Annotated in this window: 11 protein-coding genes and 1 pseudogene; 10 read left to right on the forward strand and 2 right to left on the reverse strand. The window is 71.9% G+C overall.

Annotated features, from left to right (window positions below; all coding sequences use genetic code 11):
* From ABT063_RS44885 to ABT063_RS44895, 3 genes are all read left to right on the forward strand, one after another.
* The coding region (locus ABT063_RS44885) for an amino acid adenylation domain-containing protein (RefSeq protein ID WP_351066836.1) at nt 1–2,136 on the forward strand (2,136 nt) is incomplete at its 5' end.
* 17 nt (nt 2,137–2,153) lie between these two features.
* Complete coding sequence (locus ABT063_RS44890; protein ID WP_351066837.1) at nt 2,154–2,891, forward strand: thioesterase II family protein; 738 nt, start codon at nt 2,154–2,156, stop codon at nt 2,889–2,891.
* 34 nt (nt 2,892–2,925) lie between these two features.
* On the forward strand, nt 2,926–4,203 hold the full coding sequence (locus tag ABT063_RS44895) for a cytochrome P450 (protein ID WP_351066839.1): 1,278 nt from the start codon (nt 2,926–2,928) through the stop codon (nt 4,201–4,203).
* A gap of 136 nt (nt 4,204–4,339) precedes the next feature.
* On the opposite strand, the gene ABT063_RS44900 is transcribed toward ABT063_RS44895, so the two are convergent.
* The gene (locus tag ABT063_RS44900) at nt 4,340–5,260 is read right to left on the reverse strand and encodes a phytanoyl-CoA dioxygenase family protein (protein ID WP_351066841.1); all 921 of its coding nucleotides are present in this window, start codon (nt 5,258–5,260) and stop codon (nt 4,340–4,342) included.
* A gap of 142 nt (nt 5,261–5,402) precedes the next feature.
* Nucleotides 5,403–6,239, reverse strand: a complete 837-nt coding sequence (locus tag ABT063_RS44905; RefSeq protein ID WP_351066842.1) for a putative nonproteinogenic amino acid hydroxylase — start codon at nt 6,237–6,239, stop codon at nt 5,403–5,405.
* Between the two features lie 296 nt (nt 6,240–6,535).
* Here ABT063_RS44905 and ABT063_RS44910 point away from each other — a divergent pair, with 296 nt between their 5' ends.
* From ABT063_RS44910 to ABT063_RS44940, 7 genes and pseudogenes are all read left to right on the forward strand, one after another.
* Nucleotides 6,536–6,847 (forward strand): phosphopantetheine-binding protein, encoded by a 312-nt coding sequence (locus tag ABT063_RS44910; protein WP_351066843.1) that lies wholly within the window; start codon nt 6,536–6,538, stop codon nt 6,845–6,847.
* On the forward strand, nt 6,844–8,091 hold the full coding sequence (locus ABT063_RS44915) for a cytochrome P450 (RefSeq protein ID WP_351066845.1): 1,248 nt from the start codon (nt 6,844–6,846) through the stop codon (nt 8,089–8,091). Before ABT063_RS44910 ends, ABT063_RS44915 begins: the two co-directional genes overlap by 4 nt.
* Nucleotides 8,088–8,825, forward strand: a complete 738-nt coding sequence (locus ABT063_RS44920; RefSeq protein WP_351066846.1) for a thioesterase II family protein — start codon at nt 8,088–8,090, stop codon at nt 8,823–8,825. The genes ABT063_RS44915 and ABT063_RS44920 overlap by 4 nt, the downstream gene beginning before the upstream one ends.
* A gap of 45 nt (nt 8,826–8,870) precedes the next feature.
* Nucleotides 8,871–11,933, forward strand: a complete 3,063-nt coding sequence (locus ABT063_RS44925) for a type I polyketide synthase (protein WP_351066847.1) — start codon at nt 8,871–8,873, stop codon at nt 11,931–11,933.
* Nucleotides 11,934–12,011: 78 nt separating this feature from the next.
* Nucleotides 12,012–16,766, forward strand: a pseudogene (locus tag ABT063_RS44930) (type I polyketide synthase); the annotation flags it as partial.
* 77 nt (nt 16,767–16,843) lie between these two features.
* Nucleotides 16,844–23,428: a type I polyketide synthase gene (locus ABT063_RS44935; protein WP_351066850.1), complete on the forward strand. Its 6,585-nt coding sequence runs from the start codon at nt 16,844–16,846 to the stop codon at nt 23,426–23,428.
* 1 nt (nt 23,429) lies between these two features.
* On the forward strand, nt 23,430–26,561 hold the full coding sequence (locus tag ABT063_RS44940; RefSeq protein ID WP_351066851.1) for a type I polyketide synthase: 3,132 nt from the start codon (nt 23,430–23,432) through the stop codon (nt 26,559–26,561).
* Nucleotides 26,562–26,596 lie beyond the last annotated feature (35 nt).

Here is a 26,596-nt window from a genome sequence, read left to right on the forward strand (position 1 = left end):
ACGGAGGGTGCCCGGCCGTTGCTGGTGCTGGGTGAGGATCTTCCGGACACGGCGGAGTATCCGGTGACGGATCCCGCGCGGACGCTGTGGCCGGAGAGTGCGGCGTATGTGATGTACACGTCTGGTTCGACGGGTGGGCCCAAGGGTGTGCAGGTGTCGCACCGGTCGATCATGAACCGGATCCGGTGGGGGTTGTCGCATTTCGCGGTGACGGCCGAGGACCGGATGCTGTTGAGTACCACGGCTGGGTTCGACGCGTCGGTGCCGGAGTTGTTCGCTTTGCTGCAGGTGGGCGGGGCGGTGGTGGTGGCGCGGCCGGACGGGCGGCGGGATCCAGGGTATTTGGCGGAGTTGATCCGGCGGGAGGGGGTCACGGGCGCGTTCTTCGTGCCCTCGCTCCTGGAGGCGTTCGTGGCCGAGCCGGCGGCGCGGCAGTGCAGCAGTCTGCGGTGGATCGAGGTCGCCGGCGAGGCGTTCCTTCCCGCGCTGGCCAACAGCGTCGTCGAGCTGCTGCCCGGGTGTGAGGTCCACAACCTCTACGGCCCCACCGAGGCGACGGTCGAGGTCACCGGTTCCCGGTATGTGCCGGGCGCGGACCGGCTGCCCATCGGCAGGCCCATCTGGAACACCCAGGTCTACGTCCTGGACGCGGCACTGCGACCCGTCCCGCCCGGTGTCAACGGCGAGTTGTACCTGGCCGGTGTGTGCCTGGCGCGCGGGTACCTGGGACACCCCGAACTGACGGCGGACCGGTTCGTGGCCTGCCCCCACGGCGAGCCCGGCGGGCGCATGTACCGGACCGGGGACGTGGCGCGGTGGACCAAGGACGGCCAGGTCGAGTACATCGGGCGGACCGACTTCCAGGTCAAACTCCGCGGCCAGCGCATCGAGTTGAGCGAGATCGAGCAGGTGTTGACCGGACATCCGGATGTGGCGCAGGCGGCTGTCATCGTGCGGGAGAACGAGCACGGCGACAAGCGCCTGGTGGGGTATGTGGTGCCTGACCAGGGTGCCGACCTCGACGCCGCCGAGCTGCCCGAGTACGTACGGGGGAGGCTCCCGGACTACATGGCGCCGGCGGTTGTGGTTTCCCTGGCGGAGCTCCCGCTGACCCCGGCCGGCAAACTCGACCGGAACGCGCTCCCCTCGGAGTACGAGACCCTCCCGGACAGCGGGGAGCCGCGCAACGCCCACGAGGAGAAGCTCTGCGCCCTCTTCGGCGAGCTGCTGGGAGTGGAGAAAGTCGGCATCGACGACGACTTCTTCGTGCTCGGCGGGCACTCTCTCATGGCCACCCGGCTCAGCGCCCGCATCCGCAAGCAGTTCGGGGTCGACATGCCGGTGCGGACCATCGTCCGGTACCCCACCGTGGCCGAACTGGCCGCGCTCGTGCTCACCGGCGGCATCCCCACCGAGGACGTCGATCCCTATGCGGTGGTGCTGCCCCTGCACGACGACCCCGGGACCGGAAAGTCCCCGGTGTGGTTCGTGCACGGCGGCGGCGGTCTCGGCTGGGTGTTCTTCGCCTTCGCGCCGTACGTACGGGACCGGGCGGCCTACGCCCTGCAGTCCCGGGGGTGGAACGACACCGACCCGCTGGCGGGATCCGTTCAGGAGATGGTCGACGACTACCTGGCCCAGATACGCGCGACCCAGCCGGAGGGGCCCTACAACCTGATCGGCTGGTCCTTCGGCGGCCCGATCGTGCACGCCCTCGCGGAGGCCCTGGAGCGCCAGGGGCACCAGGTCGCCCTCATGGCGGTCCTGGACGCCATGCCGTCGAGCGGCTTCAAGGAACTGTCCGGCAGGGAGGAGAACGCCTTCCGCAAGGAAGTCGCGGAGTTCCTCGGGGAGTTCATGAACACCGGAAACCTGGACCACCTGCTGGACACCATGGGGAAGGTGGGCGCCAACAACCGTGCCCTCATGAAGGACTACGACTCCCCGGTCTACGGCGGAGACATGCTCTACTTCCACGCGAAACTGGGCCGGGACTGGGGCTCGTACGCCCTCCACTGGAAACAGCACGTCCTCGGCTCGATCGAGGAATTCGACGTGGACGCCTCGCACGAGTACTTGCACATGCCCAAGGCCGCCGGCCAGATCATGCGGGTCATCGCCGGCCGGCTGGACTGACGACGGGAGTGCTCGACGTGACGGAAAGTTCCGGAACGGCCGCCGCGGGCCAGAGCGGGACCGCGCTGGTGTGCGTGCCGTTCGCGGGGGCAGGACCCTCGTTCTTCCACCCCTGGCGGGCACTCTCCGGCGGCCGGTGGCACGTGGTCCCTGTCGAACTCCCCGGCAGGGAGCGCCGCATCCTGGAAACGCCGCACCGGAACGTGTCCGAGGCGGCCGAGGACTGTGTCGACGACGTCGTCACCGGCGTCGGCGGGAGCGAACGGGTCGTCCTGTTCGGCCACAGCCTGGGAGCCGTGCTCGCCTACGAGCTCGCCCATCTGCTGAAGGCCCGCCATGTCCCCGTCGAACGGCTGGTCGTCAGCGGTTCGCCGGGGCCGTGGACGCAGCGGGAGAGACGGGCGACGGGACTGCCGGAGGACGAGTTCCTCGCCCGGGTCGAGGAGTTCGCGGGCTTCAGACACGAAGCCCTGGACCACCCCGAGATGCGGGAACTGATCCTCCCCACACTGCGGGCCGACTGCGAGATGCACGAGAACTACGTTCCGAGCAGCGACGAACTCCTGTCGGTCCCGGTCTGCTCGCTGCGCGGAAGCTCCGACGGCCTCGTGGACGCGGACGAGGCGCAGGAGTGGCAGAAGGCGACCACGGGGGAGTTCGGCTACGCCGAGTTCCCGGGTGACCACATGTATCTGGTCGACAGGGCTCCGGAGATCCTCGAACTGATCGGGGCACAAACCGCCGGCGGGCGCTGACCTCACCGCCCGCCCCACGAAAGGAAGTGGACGCATGACGGAGTCCCGCCCTCACGCTCATGACAAGGGGGTGAGGGAAACGGACAAGCCGATCGTCAGCCTGCTGGCCCCCGAGTTCGAGGACGATCCCGTGGGGTCCCTGGCCCGCTTGCGGGAGCGCTCACCACTCGTACGCGTCGGATATCCCGGCGGGCAGCGGGTGTGGCTGATGACGCGTAGCGAGGAGATCAAGTCCGTGCTGAGCGACCCGCGCTTCGTCGTGGACGCCAGCAAGGTGCCCGGCCATGAAGGCCCCAGCATCACGGAACTGATGCTCTCCTCCCTCGACCTCTCGGACGAACTGCGCGACTCCTTCGGGGCGAATCTGGCCCTCGAGGACGGCAAGGACCACGCACGGCTGCGGCGCGTGCTCGCGCCGGCGTTCACCATGCGGCGCCTCAAGGCGCTGCGGCCGGGGATCGAGGAGATGTCCGCGGAGCTGCTCGACGCGCTGGTCCGGAAGGGATCCGGTGATCTGCTCCACGAGTACGCCGCCCCCCTGACCAGCGGGGTCATCTGCGAGCTCATCGGGATGGACAAGGCCGACCAGCCCCAGATCCGGAAGTGGATGGGCGAGTACGCCAACGCCGACGCCGACTTCACCACCAGCCTCCAGGGCTTGTGCACGTACACCAAGGGGCTCATCGAGCGGCGCCGGGCCGAACCGGCGGACGACATGATCTCCACCCTGGTGAGCGCGGTGGACCAGGGCGGTGGCCTGCTCAGCGAAGCCGACATCACCTCCCTGGTGGTGAATCTGGTGAACGCCGGATATCACGCCATGAACGACTTCATCCTCAACGCGATCCTGCTGCTGCAGGACAACCCGGATCAACTGGCCCTGCTGCGTGCGCGACCCGAGCTGCTGCCCCACGCCATGGACGAACTGATGCGGGTGGTGCCCTCCATCCCGAACGCCGGCCCGCGGTACGCGACCGAGGACATGGAGGTCGGCGGGGTCCCGATCTGCAAGGGCGACGCCCTGACGGGCTCCCTCCACTCCGCCAACTTCGACCCGCGCCACTTCCCCCGGCCCGAACAGTGCGACGTGGAACGGGTCCCGAAACGGGGCGAGGGCCACCTCTCCTTCGGGTCGGGGCCGCACCGCTGCATCGGCGCGGCACTGTCCAACCTCGAGGGCGAGGTGGCCCTCGACCATCTGCTGCTCCAGCGTGACGGCCTGGAACTCGCCGTGCGGCGCAGCGCGTTGCAGTACCGGGAGGTCATCCCCGGCGGCGCCCGGCTGCTCACCTCGTTCCCGGTGCGCCTGTAAAGATCACTTCGCCCCGCCGGGCCTCGCCCGGCGGGGCGACCAGCTCGACACCCGCACCCACCACTCACCCCGTACGACAACGTCGGCCTTCACGACCCCGACCGGGGCGTGAAGGCCGACGTCAGCGCGGCGGGGCTCAGCTCTTGACGGTGCCTTCGCGCAGCCGGTCGATCATGTGCCGGGTGGACTCGATCGGGCTCTCCTCGGGAAGACCCCGGGCCGGGAGTGCCTCGTTGAGCGCGGCCACCTTCTGGTTCCACTCCTCCTGGCCGACGAAGGGGATCGTCTCGCCCTCCTGATAGGCGGGAAACCTGCGGTAGCTGTTGAGGCCGGCGGTGTCGGTGCCGCGCACGAGCAGCGGATCGAGGTAGATCCCCTCGCTGTAGATGCGCGTGGCCGTCGAGATGTAGCCGATGTCGAGTCCGCACCGCCGCTTGGCGGAGGTGTTTGCCTCCGAGCAGTGCAGCAGGTGGGGGTGGTGGATCGAGACGTCACCCGGCTGGAGCTCGACGTCCACGACCCCGCACTTGTCCGCCCACTCCCGCACCAGCTCCTCGTCGGAGGTGGAGAACAGCATGTTGGGCTTGTCGGTGCGGGCCGACGGCTGGTGCAGCGGCAGTTGATGGCTGCCGGGAATCATCCGCAGGCAGCCGTTCTCCGTGGTGCTCTCGTCGATGGCCAGCCACACCGTCAGCGCCTCCATCGGCTCGAGCGCCCAGTACGCGCCGTCCTGGTGCCACAGCACCGGCTGGCCGTCGTAGGGAGGCTTGCAGATGTAGTGGGCGGTGAAGCAGGCGAGGCCCGGGCCGAGGAAGAACTCCGCGATGTCCACCAGACGGCGGTCGGAGACCAGGCGGGCCCAGAAGGCGTCGTTGCGGATCAGGGGGTGGTGGAAGTGTTCGGGGCGCAGGTCGGGATACTTCCGCGTCAGCCACTCGACGTGGGCCCGCGCCTCCTCCAGGACCTCCGGTGGCACCACGTTGCGGATGATCGAGAAGCCCTGTTCGTCGTACTCCGCCGAGGCCTTCTCCAGAACGCCTTCGCCAAGTCCAGTCATGCGCCAGCTCCTTTTTCTGTGCCAGGTGCTTGCCGAACGAAACAATTTCGTGCGGCCGCCACGGCGCCCCTGCCCGCCGGCTTCTAGCGGCCTGCGCGGCGCACGAAAAGGGAACGGCGGAAGAGGCAGGCCCGTGGGCTCATCACCACTCGAACGTCTCCCCTTGGCTCCGCTTCTCGATGCAGTACGTGCGGAAAGCCTCGGCCTTCGCGACGACTTCGTCGTCTCCCGACCGCCGAGCCGCCTCGACGTACCAGTCGAAGACGGTGGCGGCGTGTGAGTGCCGCTTGAAGTGGAGGTCGGCGAATCGGCGGAATCCCGACCGCATGTTCGCGGGGGTCAGGTTCCGGCAGGATTCCATGAGCTCTTCGAGTTCGGCCGCCGTCGGTTCGGGCCGGTCGATGATGCGGATCGGCTCGGTCGGAGGAACGTCACCGCGCATCTCGACCGGCTCGTCCGCGTCCGCGAAGTCGAGGCAGAGAGACAGCCGGGCGATGTCGGATGTGCTGCCCGCCGAATGCGGGTCGGTGGTGTGTATCTTCCACACCTCGCCGCGCCGCAGGTGATAGACCGTCGCGTTCTCGGAATGCAGCGATTCCTCGGTCGTCCGCAGCGGAATCTGCACCCGTGTGCCCGGCTCCTCGAACTCCAGGAAGTCGACGTGCGGAGCCATCGCGCCGTCACGGAGACTGAAGACGCGCACCCACTGCAGTCGGTCCAGGGAGAAGTGGTTGCTCACCACGGACATGATGTTCGGCAGCTGTCTGCCGAGCTCGGTGAGGGTGAGACGGTCGCTGTGGGGCCGGAAGGCGATGTCGGACTTGACGCCGCTGCCGTTGGCCAGAACATGGCACGACCACGCCCCGAAAGTGAGGGCGTCGTACTCGCCCTCGTATTCGTGGCGGTCCACGACGGACAGCTCGGAATCCAGGTCGTACGAGTTGATGGGCAGCACCGCGAGCCGTTGCGACTTCAGCAACGAAATCCCCTTCAACGGAATGATGGTTTACGCGCCCGCCAGCTGCCGGGCGTGGCTCTGAGCCGTCACGGTATTTCTGCGAAAGATTCCTTGGCAACGGCAATGGCCGCGCCCGCCCCCGGTGACGCGTTATGGCCGTCGCGTTCCGCGATCCGGTCGGTGCGGCCCATGACATCGATGCGCCGGCCGGTGCAGGATCGGACGAGTCACACCTGTCCTGTCGGCGGGACAACCGACCCCCGGCAAGAGGTCCGTGCTGCCCCGCTGGCGGGACAGCGGAAAAGGGAAGGCTGGCAATGGAATGGGGGCCGCAGGACCACCGGCAAGGTGGCCGGGACGAGGCGTCACAATCACGCGCCGAGCCTTCGAGCGCGCCGGTGGGCCTCGTTCAGGAGATCGCTGAGCTATGGGGCGAATACCTCAACGGCGGCGAGGTCGGAGCGGAGGACGACTTCTTCGCCCTCGGCGGCAATTCACTGATCGGAATCAAGATCATCGACCGGGTTTCCCAGGACTACGGCGTCGAACTTTCGGTGCGCGCCTTCTACTTGGCGCAGACGCCGGCCCGTGTCGCCGGTCTTGTCGCGCAGGGAAGGGCGCTCACGTGAGGTTGACACCGGGCTCCGGTCCGGTCACCGGCCTCGACGGTGTGAACCTGTTCGACCTGGACCTCTACGAAACGGGCGACCCGCACCCGGTCTGGGACATGATGCGCGCCGAGGCGCCCCTGCACCATCAGCTCCTGCCCGACGGACGGGAGTTCTGGTCGGTGACCCGCCACGACGACGTCTGCCGCGTCCTCGGGGACCACCGGGAGTTCACCTCGGAGCGCGGCACCGTCGTCACCCACCTCGGGCAGGACGACGTGGCCTCCGGCCTGCTGATGACGTCCACCGACCCGCCCCGGCACACCCAGGTCCGCCGGGCGATCGGCAGCAGACTCACCGGGCGCGCCGTGGCCTCCTGGGAGGGGCGCATCCGGCGCGCCGTCGTCCGCTTCCTCGAACCGGCGCTCGCCGGGGACCCCTGGGACCTGGCCGAGCAGGCCCTGCGTCTCCCGGCGATCGTCACGGGACCCCTGCTGGGGATACCAGAGCGGGACTGGGACGAACTCGTGCAGCTGACCGCGATGGTGACGGCCCCCTCGGACCCGCACTTCCGGCACGGCAGCGAAGCCGCGACGCTCGCCATCTCCCACCACGAGCTGCTCGCCTATGTCACCGACTGGGTCGGGCGACGGCGATCGGCCGGAGGCGAGGACGGCAGCCTGCTCGACCACCTGATGAGCGTGCGGGCGGGCGATGCCCCGCTGACGGACGAGGAGATCGCCTACGACGGCTACAGCATCCTCCTCGGCGCCAACGTCACGACGCCGCACACCGTGGCGGGCACGGTGCTCGCGCTCATCGAACACCCCGAGCAGTTCGCGAAGGCGCAGGCCGACCCCTCACTGGTTCCGCAGCTGGTCGAGGAGGGGCTGCGCTGGACCTCGCCCGCCTGCAACTTCATGCGGTACGCGACGGGGGAGACCCGGATCGGCGCGGGCACCGTCCCCGCGGGCGGCGCGGTCGTCGCGTGGATCGGGTCCGCGAACCGGGACGACGCCCACTTCCCCGACCCCCACCGGTTCGACGTCACACGGACCCCGAACCGTCACGTCGCCTTCGGGTTCGGACCGCACTACTGCATCGGCGCGCCGCTCGCCCGTATGACCCTGCGGATCTTCTTCGAGGAACTGCTCGTCCGGTTCGCATCGGTCGACCTCGCCGGCGAACCCCGGCACCTGCGGTCGTTCTTCATCGCGGGGATGACCCATCTCCCCATCGTCGCCCGGGAACGGACCACCGCATGACCCCTGGCCCCGCCACCGCCGCGTCACCGTGGTTCGCCCGGCCGCACTCCGCCGACCGGCCCGCCCGGATCTTCTGCTTCCCCTACTCCGGGAGCGGAGCCTCGGCCTTCAGCGCCTGGCCCGCGTCGATCGCCGGCACCGAGATCTGCCCGCTCCAGTTCCCCGGCCGTGAGAACCGGCTCGGCGAGCCCCACTACGGCACCTACGAGAAACTCGCGGCCGAACTGGCCGAGGCCCTGCGGCCACGGCTCGACCGGCCGTTCGCGCTCTTCGGACACTGCGCGGGCGCGCTGCACGCGCTGGAGACCGCGGCCCTGCTCCCCGGACTCGGGCTGCCGCAGCCGGACTGTTTCGTCGTGTCGGGCCAGGCGCCGCCGCACGACGGCCCCCGTGACCGGATGCTGAGCATGACCGAGGCCGAACTGCGCGGCGAGCTGGAAGAGGTCGTCCGCAGCCGGGGCATCGACCCGCGGCCGGACATCGTCGACGTGGGGCTGGCCGTACTTCTGAAGGACCTCGCCGCCGCGCGGGAGTACCGGCGGACGGAACCGGTCCCGCTGGGCTGTCCCCTCGTCGTCCTGCACTGGCGCGACGACCCGGAAGTGAGCCTCGACCAGCTCCAGGGCTGGCGGCAGTACTCGGACACCGTGCAGTTCCACGTCATCGACGGCGGCCACCACGACTTCATGAACGCCCCGCGCGAACTGCAGGAGTTGGTGACCTGCTGGCGGTGAGTGCCGTGGGACCGCCGTCAGCCGAAGAGGCCGGAAAGGGGCAGCATGAGGAGCACAGCCGCTGACATCGCAGTGGTCGGGATGTCGTGCCGTTTTCCGGGCGTGCGGAACCTGGAGGAGTTCTGGCGGCTCCTGCTCGACGGGAAGTCGACCGTCGGCGTCTTTCCCGAGCAGCGGGCCGTCGACGTGCGGCCCCCGTCCCACCCGGACGCGGCCACGGTGAACGCGGGTTCGTTCTTCGACTCCGTCGACCTGTTCGACGCGGACTTCTTCGGCATCCCTCCGGCGGAGGCCGTCGCCATGGATCCCGTCCAGCGACTGGGCCTCGAACTCGCCTGGGAGGCCGTCGAGGACGCCCGCGTGCCGGCGGCCGCGCTCGCGGGCCGCGGGGTCGACGTGGTGGTCGCCGGCGCACCCTCCGGGTACGAACTGCTGCGCAAGCTGTCCGGCAGCGACCGGGACGACCACTACTCCGCGCTCGGATCGAGCGGAGCGCTGATCGCGAACCGGATCTCGAACCTGTTCGACGTCCGCGGCATGAGCTTCTGCGCGGACTCCGGCCAGTCCTCCTCGCTCGTCGCCCTGGCGCTGGCCTGCGACCGGATCAGGAGCGGCGCGGTCGACATGGCGATCGCGGGCGGCGTGCACCTCATCGCCGACCCGGAATCCGGACTCGGCCTGGCGAACCTGGGAGTCCTCTCGCCCGACGGGCGCTGCTTCATCTTCGACGAACGGGCCAACGGTTTCGCCCGCGGGGAGGGCGGAGCCTTCGTCGTCCTCAAACGCCGTGACCTTGCGGTCGCCGATCACGACCGCATCCACGCCGTGGTGCGCGGCTGGAGCATCGGCAGCGGCGGCGCCGCCTCCCGGATGCCTGACCCCAGCCCCGAGGCACAGGCGGCGACCGTGCTGGCCGCGTTGGAGAGCACCGACGTGCCGTTCGACGGAGTCGGATACGTCGAGGCACATGGCACCGGCACCCGGCGCGGCGATCCCGCCGAGCTGTCCGGCCTGCGCACGGTGTCCCGGCGGACCGGCAGGAGCCGCCCCCTGGTGGTCGGTTCGGTGAAGACGAACGTCGGTCACCTGGAGCCCGCGGCGGGCATCGTCGGGCTGGTGAAGGCGGCGCTCTGCGTGGAGCACGGCCGGCTGGTCCCGAGCCTGAACCACCGGTCGCCCCACCCCTCGGTCCCGGACTTCCACGAGGACTTCGAGGTACCGCGAGCGGCGCGGCCCTGGCCGAGCACGCCCGGCCGGCCGAGACGGGCCGGGGTGTCGTCCTTCGGCATGGGCGGCACCTACGCGCATGTGATCCTCGAACAGGCCCCGGAGGAGCAGGCGGCTCCCGGTGCCGCGCACGGTCGAGGGGCCGTCGCCGCGGGCTCGGGAGTACTGCCGTGGGTGCTGTCGGCGCGGTCCGGGCCCGCGCTGCGGGAACAGGCGGCGCGGCTGCGGGACCACCTGGCCGCGGACACCGCCCTGTCCGCCGCCGACGTGGGACATTCGCTGCTGACCACACGGACACACTTTGCGCACCGCGCAGTGGTACTGGGCGACGGCCGGGCCGAATCCCTGGCCGCACTCGATGCCCTCGCGGCAGGCGGGGACGCGGCGCGGTCGGTACGAGGGACGGCCGCGGAGCGGACCGGTCCGGTCGTCTTCGTGTTCCCCGGGCAGGGGTCCCAATGGGTGGGCATGGGACGGCAGTTGTACGCACAGTCCGAGGTCTTCGCCCGGCGGATCGACGAGTGCGCCCGGGCGCTGGCGCCCTGGACGGACTGGTCGCTGATCGACGTCGTGACCGGCGCGGAACCGGCCGCCTCGCTGGACCGGGTGGACGTGGTGCAGCCGGCGCTGTTCGCCGTGATGGTGTCGCTGGCGCAGGTGTGGCGGTCGTTGGGCGTGGTGCCCGACGCGGTGGTGGGGCACTCGCAGGGCGAGATCGCCGCGGCGTGCGTATCGGGCGGCCTCACCCTCCAGGACGCGGCGAAGGTCGTCGCCCTGCGCAGCAGGGCACTGACCGAACTGACCGGTCTCGGCGGGGGAATGAGCGCGGTGTCCGCGTCTGCCGACTGGGTGCGCGACCGACTGCCGCGGTGGTCCGGGAGGCTGTCCACGGCCGCGGTCAACGGGCCGGGCTCCGTGGTGATCTCCGGGGACGGCGCGGCCCTCGACCAGTTCGCGGCGATGGCCGCCGGTGAGAAGGTGCGGGTGCGCCGGGTCAAGGTGGACTACGCCTCCCACTCCCGCCACGTCGAGCGGGTCCGTGAGCGCCTGCTCGACGCCGTCGCGGACATCGCGCCGCAAAGCTCGTCCGTGGCGTTCCACTCCACGGTCACAGGGGCACCCCTCGACACCCGCGCGCTCGATGCCTCGTACTGGTACGAGAACCTGAGCTCCACCGTGCTCTTCGGCGACGTGGTGGAAGACCTGATGCGCGGCGGCGGTGTGTTCGTCGAGGTCGGCCCGCACCCGGTGCTCGAAGTGGCGATGGCGCAGACGGCCGACTCGCTGGCGGTGACCCCGCCGGTGGTGGGCACCCTGCACAAGGGCGACGGAGGGCTGCGTGACGTCCTGCTGTCGGCCGCGGAGCTCCACGTGCGCGGAGTGCCGGTCGACTGGCAGCCGTTGTTCACCGCCCACCAGCCGCGCAGCATCGGACTTCCCACCTACGCGTTCCAGCGGCAGCGGTACTGGCTGACGGAGCCCCACGCCGACGGCACGGCCAACGCAGCCACCGGTCTGGACTCCGAACGCGCCGTCCTGAATCTGGTGAGCGCCGAGGCGGCGGCGGTGCTGAGCCGGTCCGCGGATCTGCCGGACCAGGGCGTCCGGCCGGACCCGGACGTCTCCTTCAAGGACCTCGGCCTCGACTCGTCGATGGCCGTACGCCTTCGAAACCGCCTCGCCGCGGCGGTGGGCGTGCGGCTGTCGGCCACCGTCGCGTTCTCCCATCCCACCGCGCGCAAGCTCAGCCGGCACCTCTTCTCCCTGCTCGCACCGGAGGCCGCGGATCCCCAGGATGTCCCGCAAGCGCCGGCCCGGTCCGGCTCCGAAGGCCGCAGCGACGACGAACTGTTCGAACTGATCGACCGCGGATACGCCTAGGCCCGCGCAGCAGCACGTACTCGTCCGTCAGGTCCGTCCGTCAGATCGTTCAGGGAGGCATGAGTGGAGGACGTCGGCAAGCTCCGGTCCTACCTGCGACGCGCCGTTAGCGATGCGCAGGCTCTGCGGGAACGGGTGCGCGAGCTGGAGGAATCCGCTCACGAGCCCGTCGCGATCGTGGGCGTGGCGTGCCGCTTCCCCGGGGGCGCGACATCCCCCGAAGGACTGTGGACCGTGGTGTCCGACGGGGTGGACGCCCTCGGGGACTTCCCGCGGGATCGCGGATGGGACGTGGCGGAGATCCACGATCCGGACCCCCTGGCGCGCGGCAAGTCCTACCTCCGCACGGGCGGGTTCCTGCCCGGGCTCGCCGACTTCGACGCGGCGTTCTTCGGGATCAGTCCGCGCGAGGCGCTGGCCATGGACCCGCAGCAGCGGCTGATGCTGGAGATCTCGTGGGAAGCGCTGGAGCGGGCGGGAATCGCGCCTGACGGACTGCACGGTTCGGCGACCGGCGTGTTCACGGGGATCTACGGGGTCGACTACGGCCCGCGGCTGGGCGAGGAGGCGGCCGCCGAGGTGGAGGGCCTGCGGATCGCCGGCACGTATCCCAGCGTGGCCTCGGGCAGGGTGGCGTACGTGCTGGGCCTGCACGGCCCGGCCGTCTCGTTCGACACCGCGTGCTCCTCGTCGCTGGTGGCCGTCCACCAGGCCGTGCGGTCCCTGCGGTCGGGGGAGTGCACGCTGGCGCTCGCCGGCGGGGTGTCGGTGCTGCCCACCCCCGGTCTGTTCGTGGAGGGCTCGCGGCAGCGCGGCCTGGCCGCCGACGGACGGTGCAAGTCGTTCGCCGAGGCCGCCGACGGCACCGGCTGGGGCGAGGGGGCCGGCGTGCTGGTGCTGGAGCGCCTGTCCGACGCGCGGCGTCACGGGCGGCGGATCTGGGCGGTGATCCGGGGCTCCGCGGTCAACCAGGACGGGGCGTCCAACGGGCTGACTGCGCCGAGCGAACCGGCGCAGCGGCGCGTGATCCGGGCCGCCCTGGCCGACGCCCGGCTGTCGCCCGGTGACGTGGACGCGGTGGAGGCGCACGGCACCGGCACACGGCTGGGCGACCCAATCGAGGCGGAGGCCCTGCTCGCCGCCTACGGGCAGGACCGGGCCATGGACGATCCGTTGTGGCTGGGTTCGCTGAAGTCGAACATCGGCCACACCCAGGCAGCGGCGGGCGTCGGCGGAATAATCAAGATGATCATGGCCATGCGGCACGGAGTGCTGCCCAGAACGCTTCACGTGGACCGGCCGACACCGCACGTCGACTGGTCCTCCGGAGCCGTACGGCTGCTGACCGAGGCCAGGGACTGGCCCGGCGTGCCGGGGCGTCCCCGCCGCGCGGGAGTGTCGTCCTTCGGGGTCAGCGGCACGAACGCGCACCTCGTCCTTGAGCAGGCACCCGGGCAGGCACCCGAGGAGGAGCCCGCCTCGGCCCGTCCGGCAGAGGGCCCCGCTGCAGGGGTGGTGCCCTGGGTGCTGTCCGGCCGGTCGCCGGAGGCTCTGCGGCAACAGGCCCGGCGGCTGCGGGACCACGTCGCCACGCACCCCGGCCTGACGGCCCCTCAGGTCGGCCGCTCGCTGATCGGGACGCGCTCGCTGTTCGAGCACCGGCACGTGGTGACCGGGGCGGACCGCGAGGAGCTGCTGGCCGGCCTCACCGCCGTGGCCGAGGGCCGTGGACACCCCGCCGGTGTGGTCCCGGGCGTCGCGAAGCCGGTCGGCAGGACGGTCTTCGTGTTCCCGGGTCAGGGGGCGCAATGGGCGGGCATGGGCGCGGAGTTGTGGCAGATGTGCCCGGTGTTCGCCGAGCAGATGCGGGCCTGCGCCGAGGCCCTGGACCCCTGGGTGTCCTGGTCGCTGACCGACACCGTGCGCGGCGGCCCGAAGGCGGCGGACCTGGACCGCATCGACGTGGTCCAGCCGGTGCTGTTCGCCGTGATGGTGTCGCTGGCGCAGGTGTGGCGGTCGTTGGGCGTGTCGCCGGACGCCGTGGTCGGACACTCCCAGGGCGAGATCGCCGCGGCGTACGTCGCGGGCGCCCTGACGCTGCCGGACGCGGCCAGGATCGTGGCCCTGCGGTCGCGCCTGCTGGCCACGACGGCCGAAGAGGGCGGCACGGCCGGGATCGTGGCGGCCGAACACCGGGTGCGTCAGCTGCTGGACCGGCTCGGGTCCCGGGCCGTGATCGCAGCCGTCAACGGACCCTTCTCGACCGCGGTCTCGGGTGACACGGCAGCGCTCGAGGAACTGCTCGCCGCGTGCGAGGCGGAGGGGGTACGCGCCCGCTGGATCCCGGCGAGTGTGCCCGGACACTCGCCGCTGCTGGACAGGTTCGAGGCCCGGCTCACCGAGGACCTTGCCCCGATCACGCCGGTCTCCTCACAGGTGGCGTTCCACTCGACGGTGACCGGCGGCCTGCTCGACACGGCGGAGCTGGACGCGGCCTACTGGTTCCGGAACCTGAGAGAGCCGGTCCAGTTCGAGGACACCCTGAAGAGCCTGCTCGGCCAGGAGCGCAGCGTGTTCGTCGAGGTCAGCGCGCACCCGCTGCTCACCGTCAACATCCAGGAGATGCTCGACGGCGACGAGGACGCCGACGGCGTGGTGGTGGGCTCACTGCGCCGCGGCGACGGCGGCCTCGCGCGGCTGTACCGAGGGGCGGGCGAGGCGTTCGCCTCGGGGCTCGACGTGTCGTGGGAGGCGGCGTTCCCGCACACGGACGGCCGGTGGGTGGAGCTGCCGACGTACGCCTTCCAACGGCAGCGGTACTGGTTCGACGCCCCGCACGGCACCGGCACCACCACGGACCCCTCGGTCGTCGACGCCGTGACGGCAGTGCCCGGCGAAGAGCAGGGCGACGCGGTGGTGGACAGCGGACGGCTGTCGCTGCTGCACCGGGTGGAGTGGGAGCCGTACCCCGTTCCCGTCGCCGCGGCCGAGGCGCGGTACGCGGTGATGGGAGCTCCCTCCGAGATCGCCGCGTCCCTGGGGCACGACGCCACCGTCGTCACCGGCCTCGATGAACTGGCGGACTCCGGCCGGGCGGTCCCCCCGGTCGTCCTGGCCTTCGTCGACCGGCCGGAAGCCGGTGACGACGCCTGCGCCACCACGGAGCGCAACCTCCACCAGGTGCTGCGATGGACCCAGGCCTGGCTCCGTGACCATCGATTCTCCGGCGCACGCCTGGTCATCGTGACCCGTGACGCGGTCCACGACGACACGCCCCGGCCCGATCCCGCCGCGGCAGCGGTCCGGGGCTTCGTCCGCAGCGCGCAGACAGAGAACCCGGACCGGTTCGTGCTCGTGGACACCGACGACCGAAGCGCCTCGTGGGCATGCCTCCCGGCCGCCGCCGGGACGGGAGAATCCCAGCTGAGGATTCGGGACGGAGCGGTGTCCACCCCACGGCTGACGCCGGTCCACGGGTCCGCACCGGCCGGGGCCGCTCCCCGTCTCGACGCCGGGACGGTACTGATCACGGGAGGCACCGGCGGACTGGGCGCCCTGCTGGCCCGTCACCTCGTGCACCGCCACAGGGTCCGCCGACTGGTGCTGACCAGCAGGCGCGGACCGGGGGCGCCCGCGGCGGCCGGGCTCCGCGACGAACTGGCCGCCGCGGGCGCGCACGTGGAGACGATCGCCTGCGACGTCACCGACCGTGCGGCCGTCGCCGCCCTGATCGCGTCGGTGCCGCAGGAGCATCCCCTCACCGCCGTGGTCCACTGCGCGGCCGCACTGGACGACGGAGTCCTGGCGGCGCAGACCGCGGACCGCGTCGACGCGGTGCTTGCGCCGAAGGCCCGCGGCGCCTGGCACCTGCACGAGCTGACCAGGCATCTGGACCTGTCCGCGTTCGTGCTGTTCTCCTCGGTCGCGAGCGTGCTGGGGACAGCTGGGCAGACCGGCTACGCGGCTGCCAACGCGTTCCTCAACGGGCTGGCGGAGCGCCGGCGCGCCGAGGGCCTGGTCGCCGACGCGTTGTGCTGGGGCTACTGGGAGCACCCCAGCGAACTCGGCGCCGGACTGCGGGAAGCGGACATCGCCCGCCTGCGGAGGCAGGGCGTGCGGCCGATGCCGCCGCACGAAGGCCTGGCGCTCTTCGACACGGCGATCTCACGCGACGAGCCGGTACTGGTACCGGCGCGCCTGGACCGTTCCGCGCTCGGTGCGCTGCGCGGCGGCCGCACCGGTTCCCCGCCCCCGAGCGGCGCCGACCCGGGCCGTGCGGAGCAGCGCGACACCGCCGCCCCGGACCTCGCCCGGCAGATCAGGTCCCTGCCGCGGGCCGGCGCCGAGGCGGTGCTGATCGAGGCCGTTCGAGCGGAGACCGCACGCGTCCTCGGCCACGACGGGGCCGTGCCCGTCGAACCCACCGCGGCGTTCCGGGACCTCGGCCTGGATTCGCTGATGGCGGTCGAGCTGCGGAACAGGCTCGCCGCGGTGACCGAGCTGAAACTGCCCGTCACGCTCGCCTTCGACCATCCCAATCCGCGGGCCCTCGCGGAGTACCTGATGGCGTGCGTCGACCCCGGCGCGCCCACCGTCCGGGAGTCCTCGGTCCAGCGTCTGACGAGCGAGATCGCGGCGTTGGGCAACCGGCTGGAGGAAGCCCTGCCGGACCTCGCGGGCGACGACCGGGCCGCCGTGTCCAAGCTTCTTGGCGAGCTCCAGGGCCGGGTCCGTCCGGTGTCGGACGACGCGGCGACCGGCAAGGTCGCCGACCGGATCAGCGCGGCCTCGGCCGGAGAGCTGCTCTCGCTGCTGGACGAAGAGCTCGGCTAGCCCGTGCCACCGCGAGATGCGCGGTCCGGTAGGCACCGCACGACCGACCGAACGAAAGACACTCCCAGGGAAGAGCGATGACTGACGACGACAACGCTCATCTTCTCGACTACCTCAAGCGGACCTCGCTCGAGCTGATCGAAACACGCCGGCAGCTGAAGGAGTCGACGGAGGCCGCCGCCGAGCCGATCGCGATCGTGGGTGTCGCGTGCCGCTACCCGGGGGAAGTGGCCTCACCGGAAGCCCTCTGGGACCTCGTGCAGGCCGGCCGGGACGCCGTCTCGGACTTCCCGGCGGACCGCGGCTGGGATCTGGAGCGTCTCCACGACCCGGATCCGGACCACCCGGGGACGTGCTCCACGCGGTCGGGCGGGTTCCTGCGGGACGCCGGTGACTTCGACGCCGACTTCTTCGGGATAAGCCCGCGCGAGGCGCTGGCCGCCGACCCCCAGCACCGGCTGCTGCTGGAGACCTCCTGGGAATCGCTGGAACGGGCCGGCATCGACCCGTCGACCCTGCGCGGCAGTGCCACCGGAGTCTTCTCGGGCCTCGCGTACTTCGGCTACGGAAACCACCACGTGACCCCCGAGGCCATCTCGGGTTACGGACAGACCGGCGCGCTGCTGAGCATGGCGTCCGGGCGGGTGTCCTACGCGCTGGGCCTAGAGGGGCCGGCGCTGTCGATCGACACCGCGTGCTCGTCGTCGCTGGTCGCGGTCCACCAGGCCGTACGGTCCCTGCGCCAGGGCGAGTGCTCGCTCGCCCTGGCCGGAGGCGCCACGGTCATGGCGACGTCCCAGGTGTTCCGGGAGATGTCGCGGCAGCGCGGCCTGGCGGCGGACGGCCGCTGCAAGGCCTTCGCCGACGCGGCCGACGGCACCGGCTTCTCCGAGGGCGCGGGCGTACTGGTACTGGAGCGGCTGTCCGACGCGCGGCGTCACGGCCGGCGGATCTGGGCGCTGATCCGGGGGTCGGCCATCAACCAGGACGGCGCGTCGAACGGCATGACCGCGCCCAACGGCCCGGCCCAGCAGCGGGTGATCCGGGCGGCGCTGGCGGACGCCCAGGTACGGGCGAGCGATGTGGACGTGGTGGAGGCACACGGGACCGGCACGACCCTGGGCGACCCCGTGGAGGCGCAGGCCGTCCTGGCCACCTACGGACAGGAGAGGGACCCCCACCGGCCGCTGTGGATCGGCTCGTTGAAGTCGAACATCGGCCACACCCAGGCGGCCGCGGGCGTCGGCGGAATCATCAAGATGATCATGGCGATGCGGCACAGGGTCATGCCCAGGACGTTGCACGTGGACCGCCCGACGCGCCACGTGGACTGGTCGGCCGGGACGGTGGAGCTGCTGACCGGCGCCACGAAGTGGCCACAGACCGAGGGTCGCCCCCGGCGCGCGGGCGTCTCCGCCTTCGGTGCCAGCGGCACGAACGCGCACCTGATCCTGGAGGAAGCCCCCGAAGAGGCGCCGGTGCCTGCCGCCGCTCCCCTACCCGGCGGCGCGGGAAGCCTGGTGCCGTGGGTCGTGTCGGCACGCTCGCAGGAGGCGCTGCGGGCCCAAGCGGAGAAGCTGCGCGCCTTCGCCGCCGCCGGCCAGGGCATCGACCTCGCGGATGTCGGGTCGTCACTCGTGTCGTGCCGGTCGAGCTTCGACCACCGGGCGGTCGTACTGGGCAGGGACCGGGACGAGTTGCTGAGCGCTCTGGCCTCGCTGAGCGACGGCACGGAGACCGCGAGCGTGGTCCAGGGCGTCGCCACCGGCCGGGGCGGCACGGTCTTCATGTTCCCCGGCCAGGGATCGCCGTGGGCGGGCGTGGCCGGGCAGCTCTACGCGGCCTTCCCCGTCTTTGCCCGGAGCCTGGACGAGGTGTGCGAGCGCCTCGACCGCCGGCTGCCCTTCGCGCTGAAGCCGCTGCTCCTGGCCGACACGACCGAGCAGGGCCGGCAGGACGCACAGCGCACCGACATCGCGCAGCCCGCGCTCTTCGCCCTCCAGGTGGCTCTCTACCGGCTCGTGGCGCACTACTGCGGGCAGCCCGACCGCCTGCTCGGGCACTCGGTCGGGGAGATAGCCGCCGCGCACGTCTCCGGTGCCCTCGACCTCGACAGCGCGGCCGGGCTCGTGGCTGTGCGGGGGCGGATCATGCAGGAGCTCGCCGAACGCGGCGCCATGCTGGCGGTGCGTTCCTCGGAAGCCGAACTGGACCCGCTGCTCGGCGAGTTCGGCCGGGTCGGCGTCGCCGCCGTCAACGGCCCGGACTCGGTGGTGGTCTCGGGCGACCGTGACGAGATCGCCGTGCTGCGGGAGCGACTGAAGGCCCGCGGCACCTCCGCGAAACCGCTCGACGTTGACCACGCCTTCCACTCCCCGCTCATGGACACGGTCCTGGACGAGTTCGCGGCGGCGATCGACGGGATCCCGGCGGGAAGCATGGCGATCCCCGTGATCTCCACGCTGTCCGGCCGCGAGGCCACCGCCGAGCAACTGACGTCCGTCGCGCACTGGGTGGACCACATACGCCGGCCCGTGCGCTTCTTCTCGGCCGTGGAGTGCGCCCGCGCGGCCGGTACGAGCGTCTTCCTGGAGGTCGGGCCGGGTGCCGGTCTCACCGGGATCACCAAAGAGGCGTTCGCCGCCGTGGAAGCGGACGACGCGACGGCCTTGTCCGTGTCGCGGCGGGGCCGTGCGGCCGTCGACACGCTGATCCGCGCGCTGGCCCAACTGCACGTCGTGGGGCGGCCCGTCGACTGGGACGCCCTGTTCGGAGCGCGTCGCCGCGTGGATCTCCCGACGTACGCCTTCCAGCGTCGGCGTTACTGGCTGGACTTCCTGGCCGCGACGGGCACGGCGGAGGTGTCCGATGCCGGTCTGACCGATCCGCGCCACCCGATGCTGGGTGCCGTGGTGGACCACCCCGGCACCGACGACACGGTGTTCACGGGCCTGTGGTCGCTGCGCACCCACGCGTGGCTGGCCGACCACGCCGTGTTCGGCGCTGCCGTGGTGCCGGCCACGGCCTTTCTGGACCTCGCGCTGTCGGCGGGCGGTTTCGTCGGCTGTACGACGGTCGAGGAACTCTCCCTGGAAGTACCCCTGGTGGTTCCCGCGTTGGGCGACGTGCAGGTACGGATCGTCGTCGGGGCGGAGGACGGAACGGGGCGCCGCTCGCTGAGCGTGTACGCGCGCCCGGCCGCGGAGGGCAGCCCGGCCGGCCCCTGGACCCGCCACGCGACAGGCGGCCTGACACCCACCCTTGCGAGCACCGGGACGACACCCGCGCTCCTCGCTTGGCCGCCTGCCGGAGCGGAACAGGTCGACATCAGCGGTCTGTACGACTCCTTCGCCGACGTGGGCTTCGACTACGGGCCCGCGTTCCGCGGCCTGCGGGAGGTGTGGCGGCGCCGCGACGAACTCTTCGCCGCGGCCACGCTGCCCCCGGCGGCCGACGACTCCACCGGCCCCGGATTCACCCTGCACCCGGCCCTGATGGATGCCGCGCTGCACGCTGTGGTGGCCGGTGGTGTCCTCACGTTCGCGCAGGGCCGGGGGTGGCTGCCCTTCTCGTGGTCCGGAGCAGTCCCGGCCGGGGAGTGCGGCTCGACCGTGCGGCTCCGGATCACGCCGGTCGACGACGGCGTCGTGACCGTGACGGCCGCCGACGAGAGCGGCCGCGAGCTCGCTCGTATCGGAGCGCTGACGTTCCGGCCGACGAGCGCCGAGCAGCTGCGCACGGCGGGCGGTGGCCGCACACCGTCCCTCTACGAGCTGGAGTGGGCGCCGGTCCGGCCCCGGGCGGGTGACGTCCCCCGTGAGCCGTGGGCCGTCCTCGGTACGGGCGACGGCCTGGCCGGCGAACTCCGCGCGGCCGACGGCATCGAGGTCCGCCCGCACCCGTCCATGGACTCGGTCGTCGCCGGGGAACCACCCCGGCACGTCGTCCTGTGCCCCGACGACTTCGCCGATGCCGATGCCGATGCCGGTCTGCTGGGCTCGGTCAGCGCGGCGGACGCCCGAGTCCTCGGCTGGACGCAGCACTTCCTCGCCGAGGCGTCGCTCGCGCAATCAACGCTGGTCGTCCTCACCCGCCTGGCTCTCGACACCGGCCGGGGCGAGAGCGTCGAGAGCCTGCCCGGCGCCTCCGTATGGGGGCTGATCCGCTCCGCGCAGTCCGAGCATCCCGGCCGGATCCGGCTGGTGGACACCGACGGCGAGACCACGTCCTGGGCCCAGCTCCGCCACGCGCTCGCCCTCGACGAGGACCAACTGGCCGTGCGCGGCGGGACGTTGCTCGCCCCCCGTCTGACGTCCGCCCCGCCCGCGAGCCACCGCGCCGAGCCACCGGCGGCCGGCGCCCACCGTCTGGGCATCGTGGACAAGGGGACCCTGGAGAACCTAACCTTCGTCCCCTGCCCCGAGGTGGAGGCTCCCCTCACTAGCGGTCAGGTCCGGGTCTCCGTACAGGCCGCGGGACTCAACTTCCGCGACGTCACGATCGCTCTGGGACTGGTGAAAGGCACGACCTTCGATGCCGGGATCGGCAGCGAGGGCGCCGGAACCGTGCTGGAGGTGGCGGACGACGTCACCGGTCTCGCCCCCGGCGACCGCGTGATGGGCATGTTCCCCGGCGCGTTCGGCCGCGTGGCGGTGGCGGACCACCGCCTGCTCATGGCCGTCCCCGGCGCGTGGAGTCACGCCGAGGCGGCCTCCGTACCGGGCGCGTTCCTCACTGCCTACTACGCCCTCTTCCATGTGGCGCGGCTGGAGAAGGGGCAGCGGATCCTCATCCACGCCGCCGCCGGCGGGGTGGGCATGGCCGCCGTCCAACTGGCGCAGCACATCGGCGCCGAGGTCTACGCGACCGCGAGCCCGGCGAAGTGGCCCGCCCTGCGCGAGATGGGACTGGACGACGCCCACCTGGCGTCGTCACGGGACCTGAAGTTCGCCGACGCGTTCCTCGCCGCCACCGGCGGCCGAGGCGTGGACGTGGTGCTCAACTCCCTGGCGCGCGAATTCGTCGACGCCTCCCTGCGGCTGCTCCCGGAGGGCGGCGGTTTCGTCGAGATGGGCAAGACCGACATCCGCGATCCCCGGCAGGTCGCCGCGGAGCACCCCGGCGTCGGCTACCGGGCCTTCGACCTCTACGAAGCGGGACCGGCGGCGATCCACGTGATGTTCCGGGCGGTCATGGAGCTGTTCACCGCCGGGCAGGTGCGGCCGATCCCGGTCTCGGTCCGCGACATCCGTGACGCGGCCAAGACGTTCCGCGAGATGAGCCAGGGCCGTCACACCGGAAAGCTGGTCCTCGACATCGGCGGCGGCCTCGGCGGCGGAACCGTACTGGTCACCGGCGGGACCGGGGGAGTGGGCTCACGCGTGGCCCGCCACCTCGTCGCCGCGCACGGGGTCCGCAGCCTGGTGCTCGCGAGCCGTCGCGGCAGCACGGCGTCCGGGGCGTCCGAACTGGTCGCGGACCTGGAGAAGGCGGGCGCGCTCGTCAGCGTCGTGGACTGCGATGTGTCGGATCGCGCGGCCGTGGCAGATCTGCTCGCACGCATGCCCGCCGGACATCCGCTGACGGCGGTGGTGCACGCGGCGGGCGAGCTGGCGGACAAGACCTTCGCGTCCCTGACCGCGCAGGACCTCGACGACGCGCTGCGGGCCAAGGCGGGCGGCGCGGTCAATCTGCACGAGCTCACCCAGGGACGGCCGCTCTCCGCGTTCATCGTCTTCTCCGCGCTGGCAGGCACGCTCGGCACGGCAGGACAGGCGAACTACGCCGCCGCCAACGGCTTCCTGGACGGTCTGGCGGCACAGCGCGCGGCCGCCGGCCTGCCCGGCACGTCCCTGTGCTGGGGATGGTGGGAGCAGACCAGCGGCATGACCGAGGACCTGGACGAGACGGACCTCGCGCGCGTCCGGCGCCTGGGCGTCGCCCCGATGTCGACACCGGAGGCGCTGGCCGCCTTCGACGCCGCACGGACGCTCGGCACGGCCGTCGTGATCCCGGCCCGGCTGAACCTGCCGGCGCTGCGGAACACGGCCGGTGACGAGCTGCCGCTCCTCCTGCGCGGCCTCGTCGACGGCGGCCGCGCACACCCCGCGAGGGAGGGCGCCGCCGGCGTCCGCGGCCTGCCCGCCACCTTGGCCACGCTGCCGCTGGAGCAGGCGGAACCGGTCGTGCTGGACTGGGTCCGTGACCAAGTGGCCGTCGTGCTCGGCTATCCCACCGGCGCTGACGTCGACGCGGACCTGTCGTTCACCCACCTCGGCTTCGACTCGCTGACCTCCGTCGAACTGTGCAACCGCCTGGCCTCCCGGACCGGACTGCGTCTGGCGTCCACCCTCGTCTTCAGTTATCCGACCCCCCGCGAGCTGGGCGGGCACCTCCTCGGCCTGCTTCGCCCGGCGCCGCGCGCGCATCTGGCCGGGGACGAGGATATCCGGGACGTGCTGCGGACCGTCCCCATCGACAGACTGCGCGACTCGGGGATCCTCGAACAGCTCCTGGCCTGCGCGGACCCGGCGGAACCGGACGCGGCCGAGCAGGCCGAGGACCCGGTCACCGGCGCGGCCGGACTGGCGGCCATGGACCTGGACGCACTGGTCGACCTGGCCCTGGACGAGCTGAACGAGCTGGACGAGAGGGGCAACTGACGTGAACCACTCCGTGGATCGCCGCGCGGACGGCTCGGACCGGGTCCAGCAGGCACTCCGCACCCTGCTGGAGGAGCGAGACCGTCTCCGGCGGGAGAACGACGCCCTGAAGGCCGGTCGCGGGGAGCTGGTCGCCGTGGTCGCGATGGCGTGCCGCTACCCCGGCGGCGTCGCGACGCCCGAGGACCTCTGGGACCTGGTCCGCGAAGGCCGGGACGCGGTGGGGGAGTTCCCCGCGGACCGCGGATGGCGGGACGTCTACGACCCCGACCCCGACGCGGTGGGCCGCTCCTACGTGCGCCACGGAGGATTCCTGGCCGACGCCGCCGACTTCGACGCCGACTTCTTCGGCATCAGCCCGCGCGAGGCGCTCGCCGTCGACCCGCAGCAGCGCATGCTTCTGCAGACGTCCTGGGAGGCCTTCGAGCGGGCGGGCATCGTCCCCGCGTCGGTGCGCGGCTCGGACGTCGGCGTCTTCTCCGGGGTCAGCTCCTCCGAGTACGGGTCGCGTTTCCTGGAGGCCGGCGGGGGCGACCTGGAGGGCTATCTGATGCACGGCAGCGCGCCGAGCGTCGCCTCCGGCCGGGTGGCGTACGAACTCGGGCTGACCGGGCCAGCGGTGACGGTCGACACGGCGTGCTCCTCGTCCCTGGTGGCCCTGCACCTGGCGGTGCAGTCGCTGCGTGCGGGGGAGTGCTCGCTGGCTCTGGCGGGCGGCGCGTCGGTGATGTCGACGCCGGCGATCTTCCTGGAGTTCTCCCGGCAGCGCGGCCTGTCGGCCGACGGGCGGTGCCGGTCGTTCGCGGACGGCGCCGACGGAACCGGATGGGCGGAAGGAGTGGGGGTGCTCCTGCTGGAGCGGCTGTCCGACGCACGCGCCAACGGCCACCCCGTGCTCGCCGTGATCCGCGGTTCCGCGGTCAACCAGGATGGTGCCAGCAACGGCCTCACCGCCCCCAACGGTCTGGCCCAGGAGAAGGTGATCCGGCGGGCACTGGCGAACGCGGGCGTCACGGCCCGCGAGGTGGACGCGGTCGAGGCCCATGGCACCGGCACCGCGCTCGGGGACCCCATCGAGGCGGGCGCCCTGCTGGCCGCCTACGGGCACGACCGCGCCGCGGGCCGGCCGCTGTGGCTCGGGTCCATGAAGTCGAACATCGGTCATGCCCAGGCCGCCGCCGCGGTGGCCGGGGTGATCAAGATGGTGATGGCCATGCGGAACGGCTTCCTGCCGAAGACGCTGCACGCACACGTGCCCTCACGGCATGTCGACTGGTCGTCCGGAGCGGTCGAACTGCTGGTGGACGGACGGGAGTGGGTCCGTGGGGAGGGCCCGCGCCGGGCCGGGGTGTCCTCGTTCGGAGTCAGCGGCACCAACGCGCACGTGATCCTGGAGGAGGAACCGGGGCCGCGGCCGGGCCGCGCCCCCGAGGCGGCTCCGGGCGGTCCGGTGCCGTGGGTCCTGTCGGGCAAGGACGCGGCGGCCGTGCGGCGGCAGGCCGAGAAGCTGCGCGCGTTCGCCGTGGCCGAGCCGGACCTGGATGTCGCTGCCGTCGGGTGCTCATTGGTCTCCAGCCGGTCGCGGTTCGCGCACCGTGCGGTGGTGGTGGGTCGGGACCGGGATGAGCTGCTGAGCGGCCTGGCCCTGCTGCGCGACGGCTCGGAGTCCGCGGGAGTCTTCCGCGGCGTGGCCGGTGACCCAGGTGGCGCCGTCTTCATGTTCCCGGGGCAGGGCTCGCAGTGGGCCGGGATGGGGCTGCAGCTCTACGCCGACTTCCCTGTCTTCGCCCGGTCCCTCGACGACTGCGCGGCCGCCCTGGCCGAGTGGGTCGACTGGTCCCTGCTCGACGTGCTGCACGGCGCGGAAGGCGCGCCGGGCCTGGAGCGGGTCGATGTCGTCCAGCCGGCGCTGTTCTCCGTCATGGTGTCCCTGGCCGCCCTGTGGCGGTCCTGGGGCGTGGAACCGGCCGCGGTGGTGGGGCACAGCCAGGGCGAGATGGCGGCGGCGTACGTCTGCGGTGCGCTGTCCCTGCGGGATGCCACCCGGATCGTGGCGCTGCGCAGCAAGGCGCTGAAGAGGCTGGTCGGTCACGGCGGGATGGCTTCGGTCTCCGCGTCCGCCGCGTACGTCACGGAATGCCTGGCTCCGTGGCAGGACCGGGTGAGCCTCGCTGTCGTCAACGGGCCCCGCTCGGTGGTGGTTTCCGGAGAACCGGCCGCCCTCGACGAGTTCGTCGCGAAGATGACGGCCGAGGGAACCCAGGCACGGAGGATCCCGGTCGACTACGCCTCCCATTCACCGCAGGTGGCGCGTGTCCGGGACGAGGTGACGGGCGCGCTGGCCGACGTGCTGCCGCACGGCGCGAAGCTGCCCTTCTACTCGACGCTGCACGGCCGCAGGATCGACCCCGCGGAGCTGACGGCGGAGTACTGGTACCGCAATCTGCGCGAGAAGGTCCTCTTCGAGTCCTCCGCGCGGCGGCTGGTCGACGACGGATTCCGGCTGTTCATCGAGATGAGCCCGCACCCCGTACTGACCGTACCCGTGCAGGAGATCCTCGAGGACAGGGACGACGCGATGGTCCTGTCGTCGTCGCGTCGCGACCGGGGCGAGACGGAGGCACTGATCGGATCGCTGGCCCGACTCCACGTGCGGGGCGGGGACGTGGACTGGCAGGCCCTCATCGGGCGGCGCCCTCGCGTGGACCTTCCGACCTACGCCTTCCGCCGCCGGCGGTACTGGCTGGACTCCTCGCCCGCCGAGGCCGCGGCGCCCCTACCCCCGACGGACCAGCAGCCGGAGGCCGACGAGCCGCCCGGCTCCCTACCGGAGCGGCTCGCGGCGCTCGCCGGCGGCGACGCCGCGCGCCTCGTGCTGGACCACGTCCTGGAGAAGGTCGCCGCCGTCCTCGGACACCGCTCCGGTGAGAGCATCGACCCCGACCAGGGCTTCAAGGACATCGGATTCGACTCGCTGCTCTCGGTGGAACTCACCAAACGCCTCGCCGCCTCGACGGGACTCAGGCTGCGCCCGAACCTGGTGCTGCTGCATCCGTCCCCGCGGCTGATCGCCGAGCACCTCACGACTGCCATGACGAACCGCGCCACCGTCCCGCCGACGGGACAGTCTTGACCACCTTTTTCACGTCGGTGAAAGTGGGAAAGAGC

It is taken from the genome of Streptomyces sp. NPDC002838, assembly GCF_040295365.1.
In the GTDB taxonomy this organism is placed as follows: Bacteria; Actinomycetota; Actinomycetes; order Streptomycetales; family Streptomycetaceae; genus Streptomyces.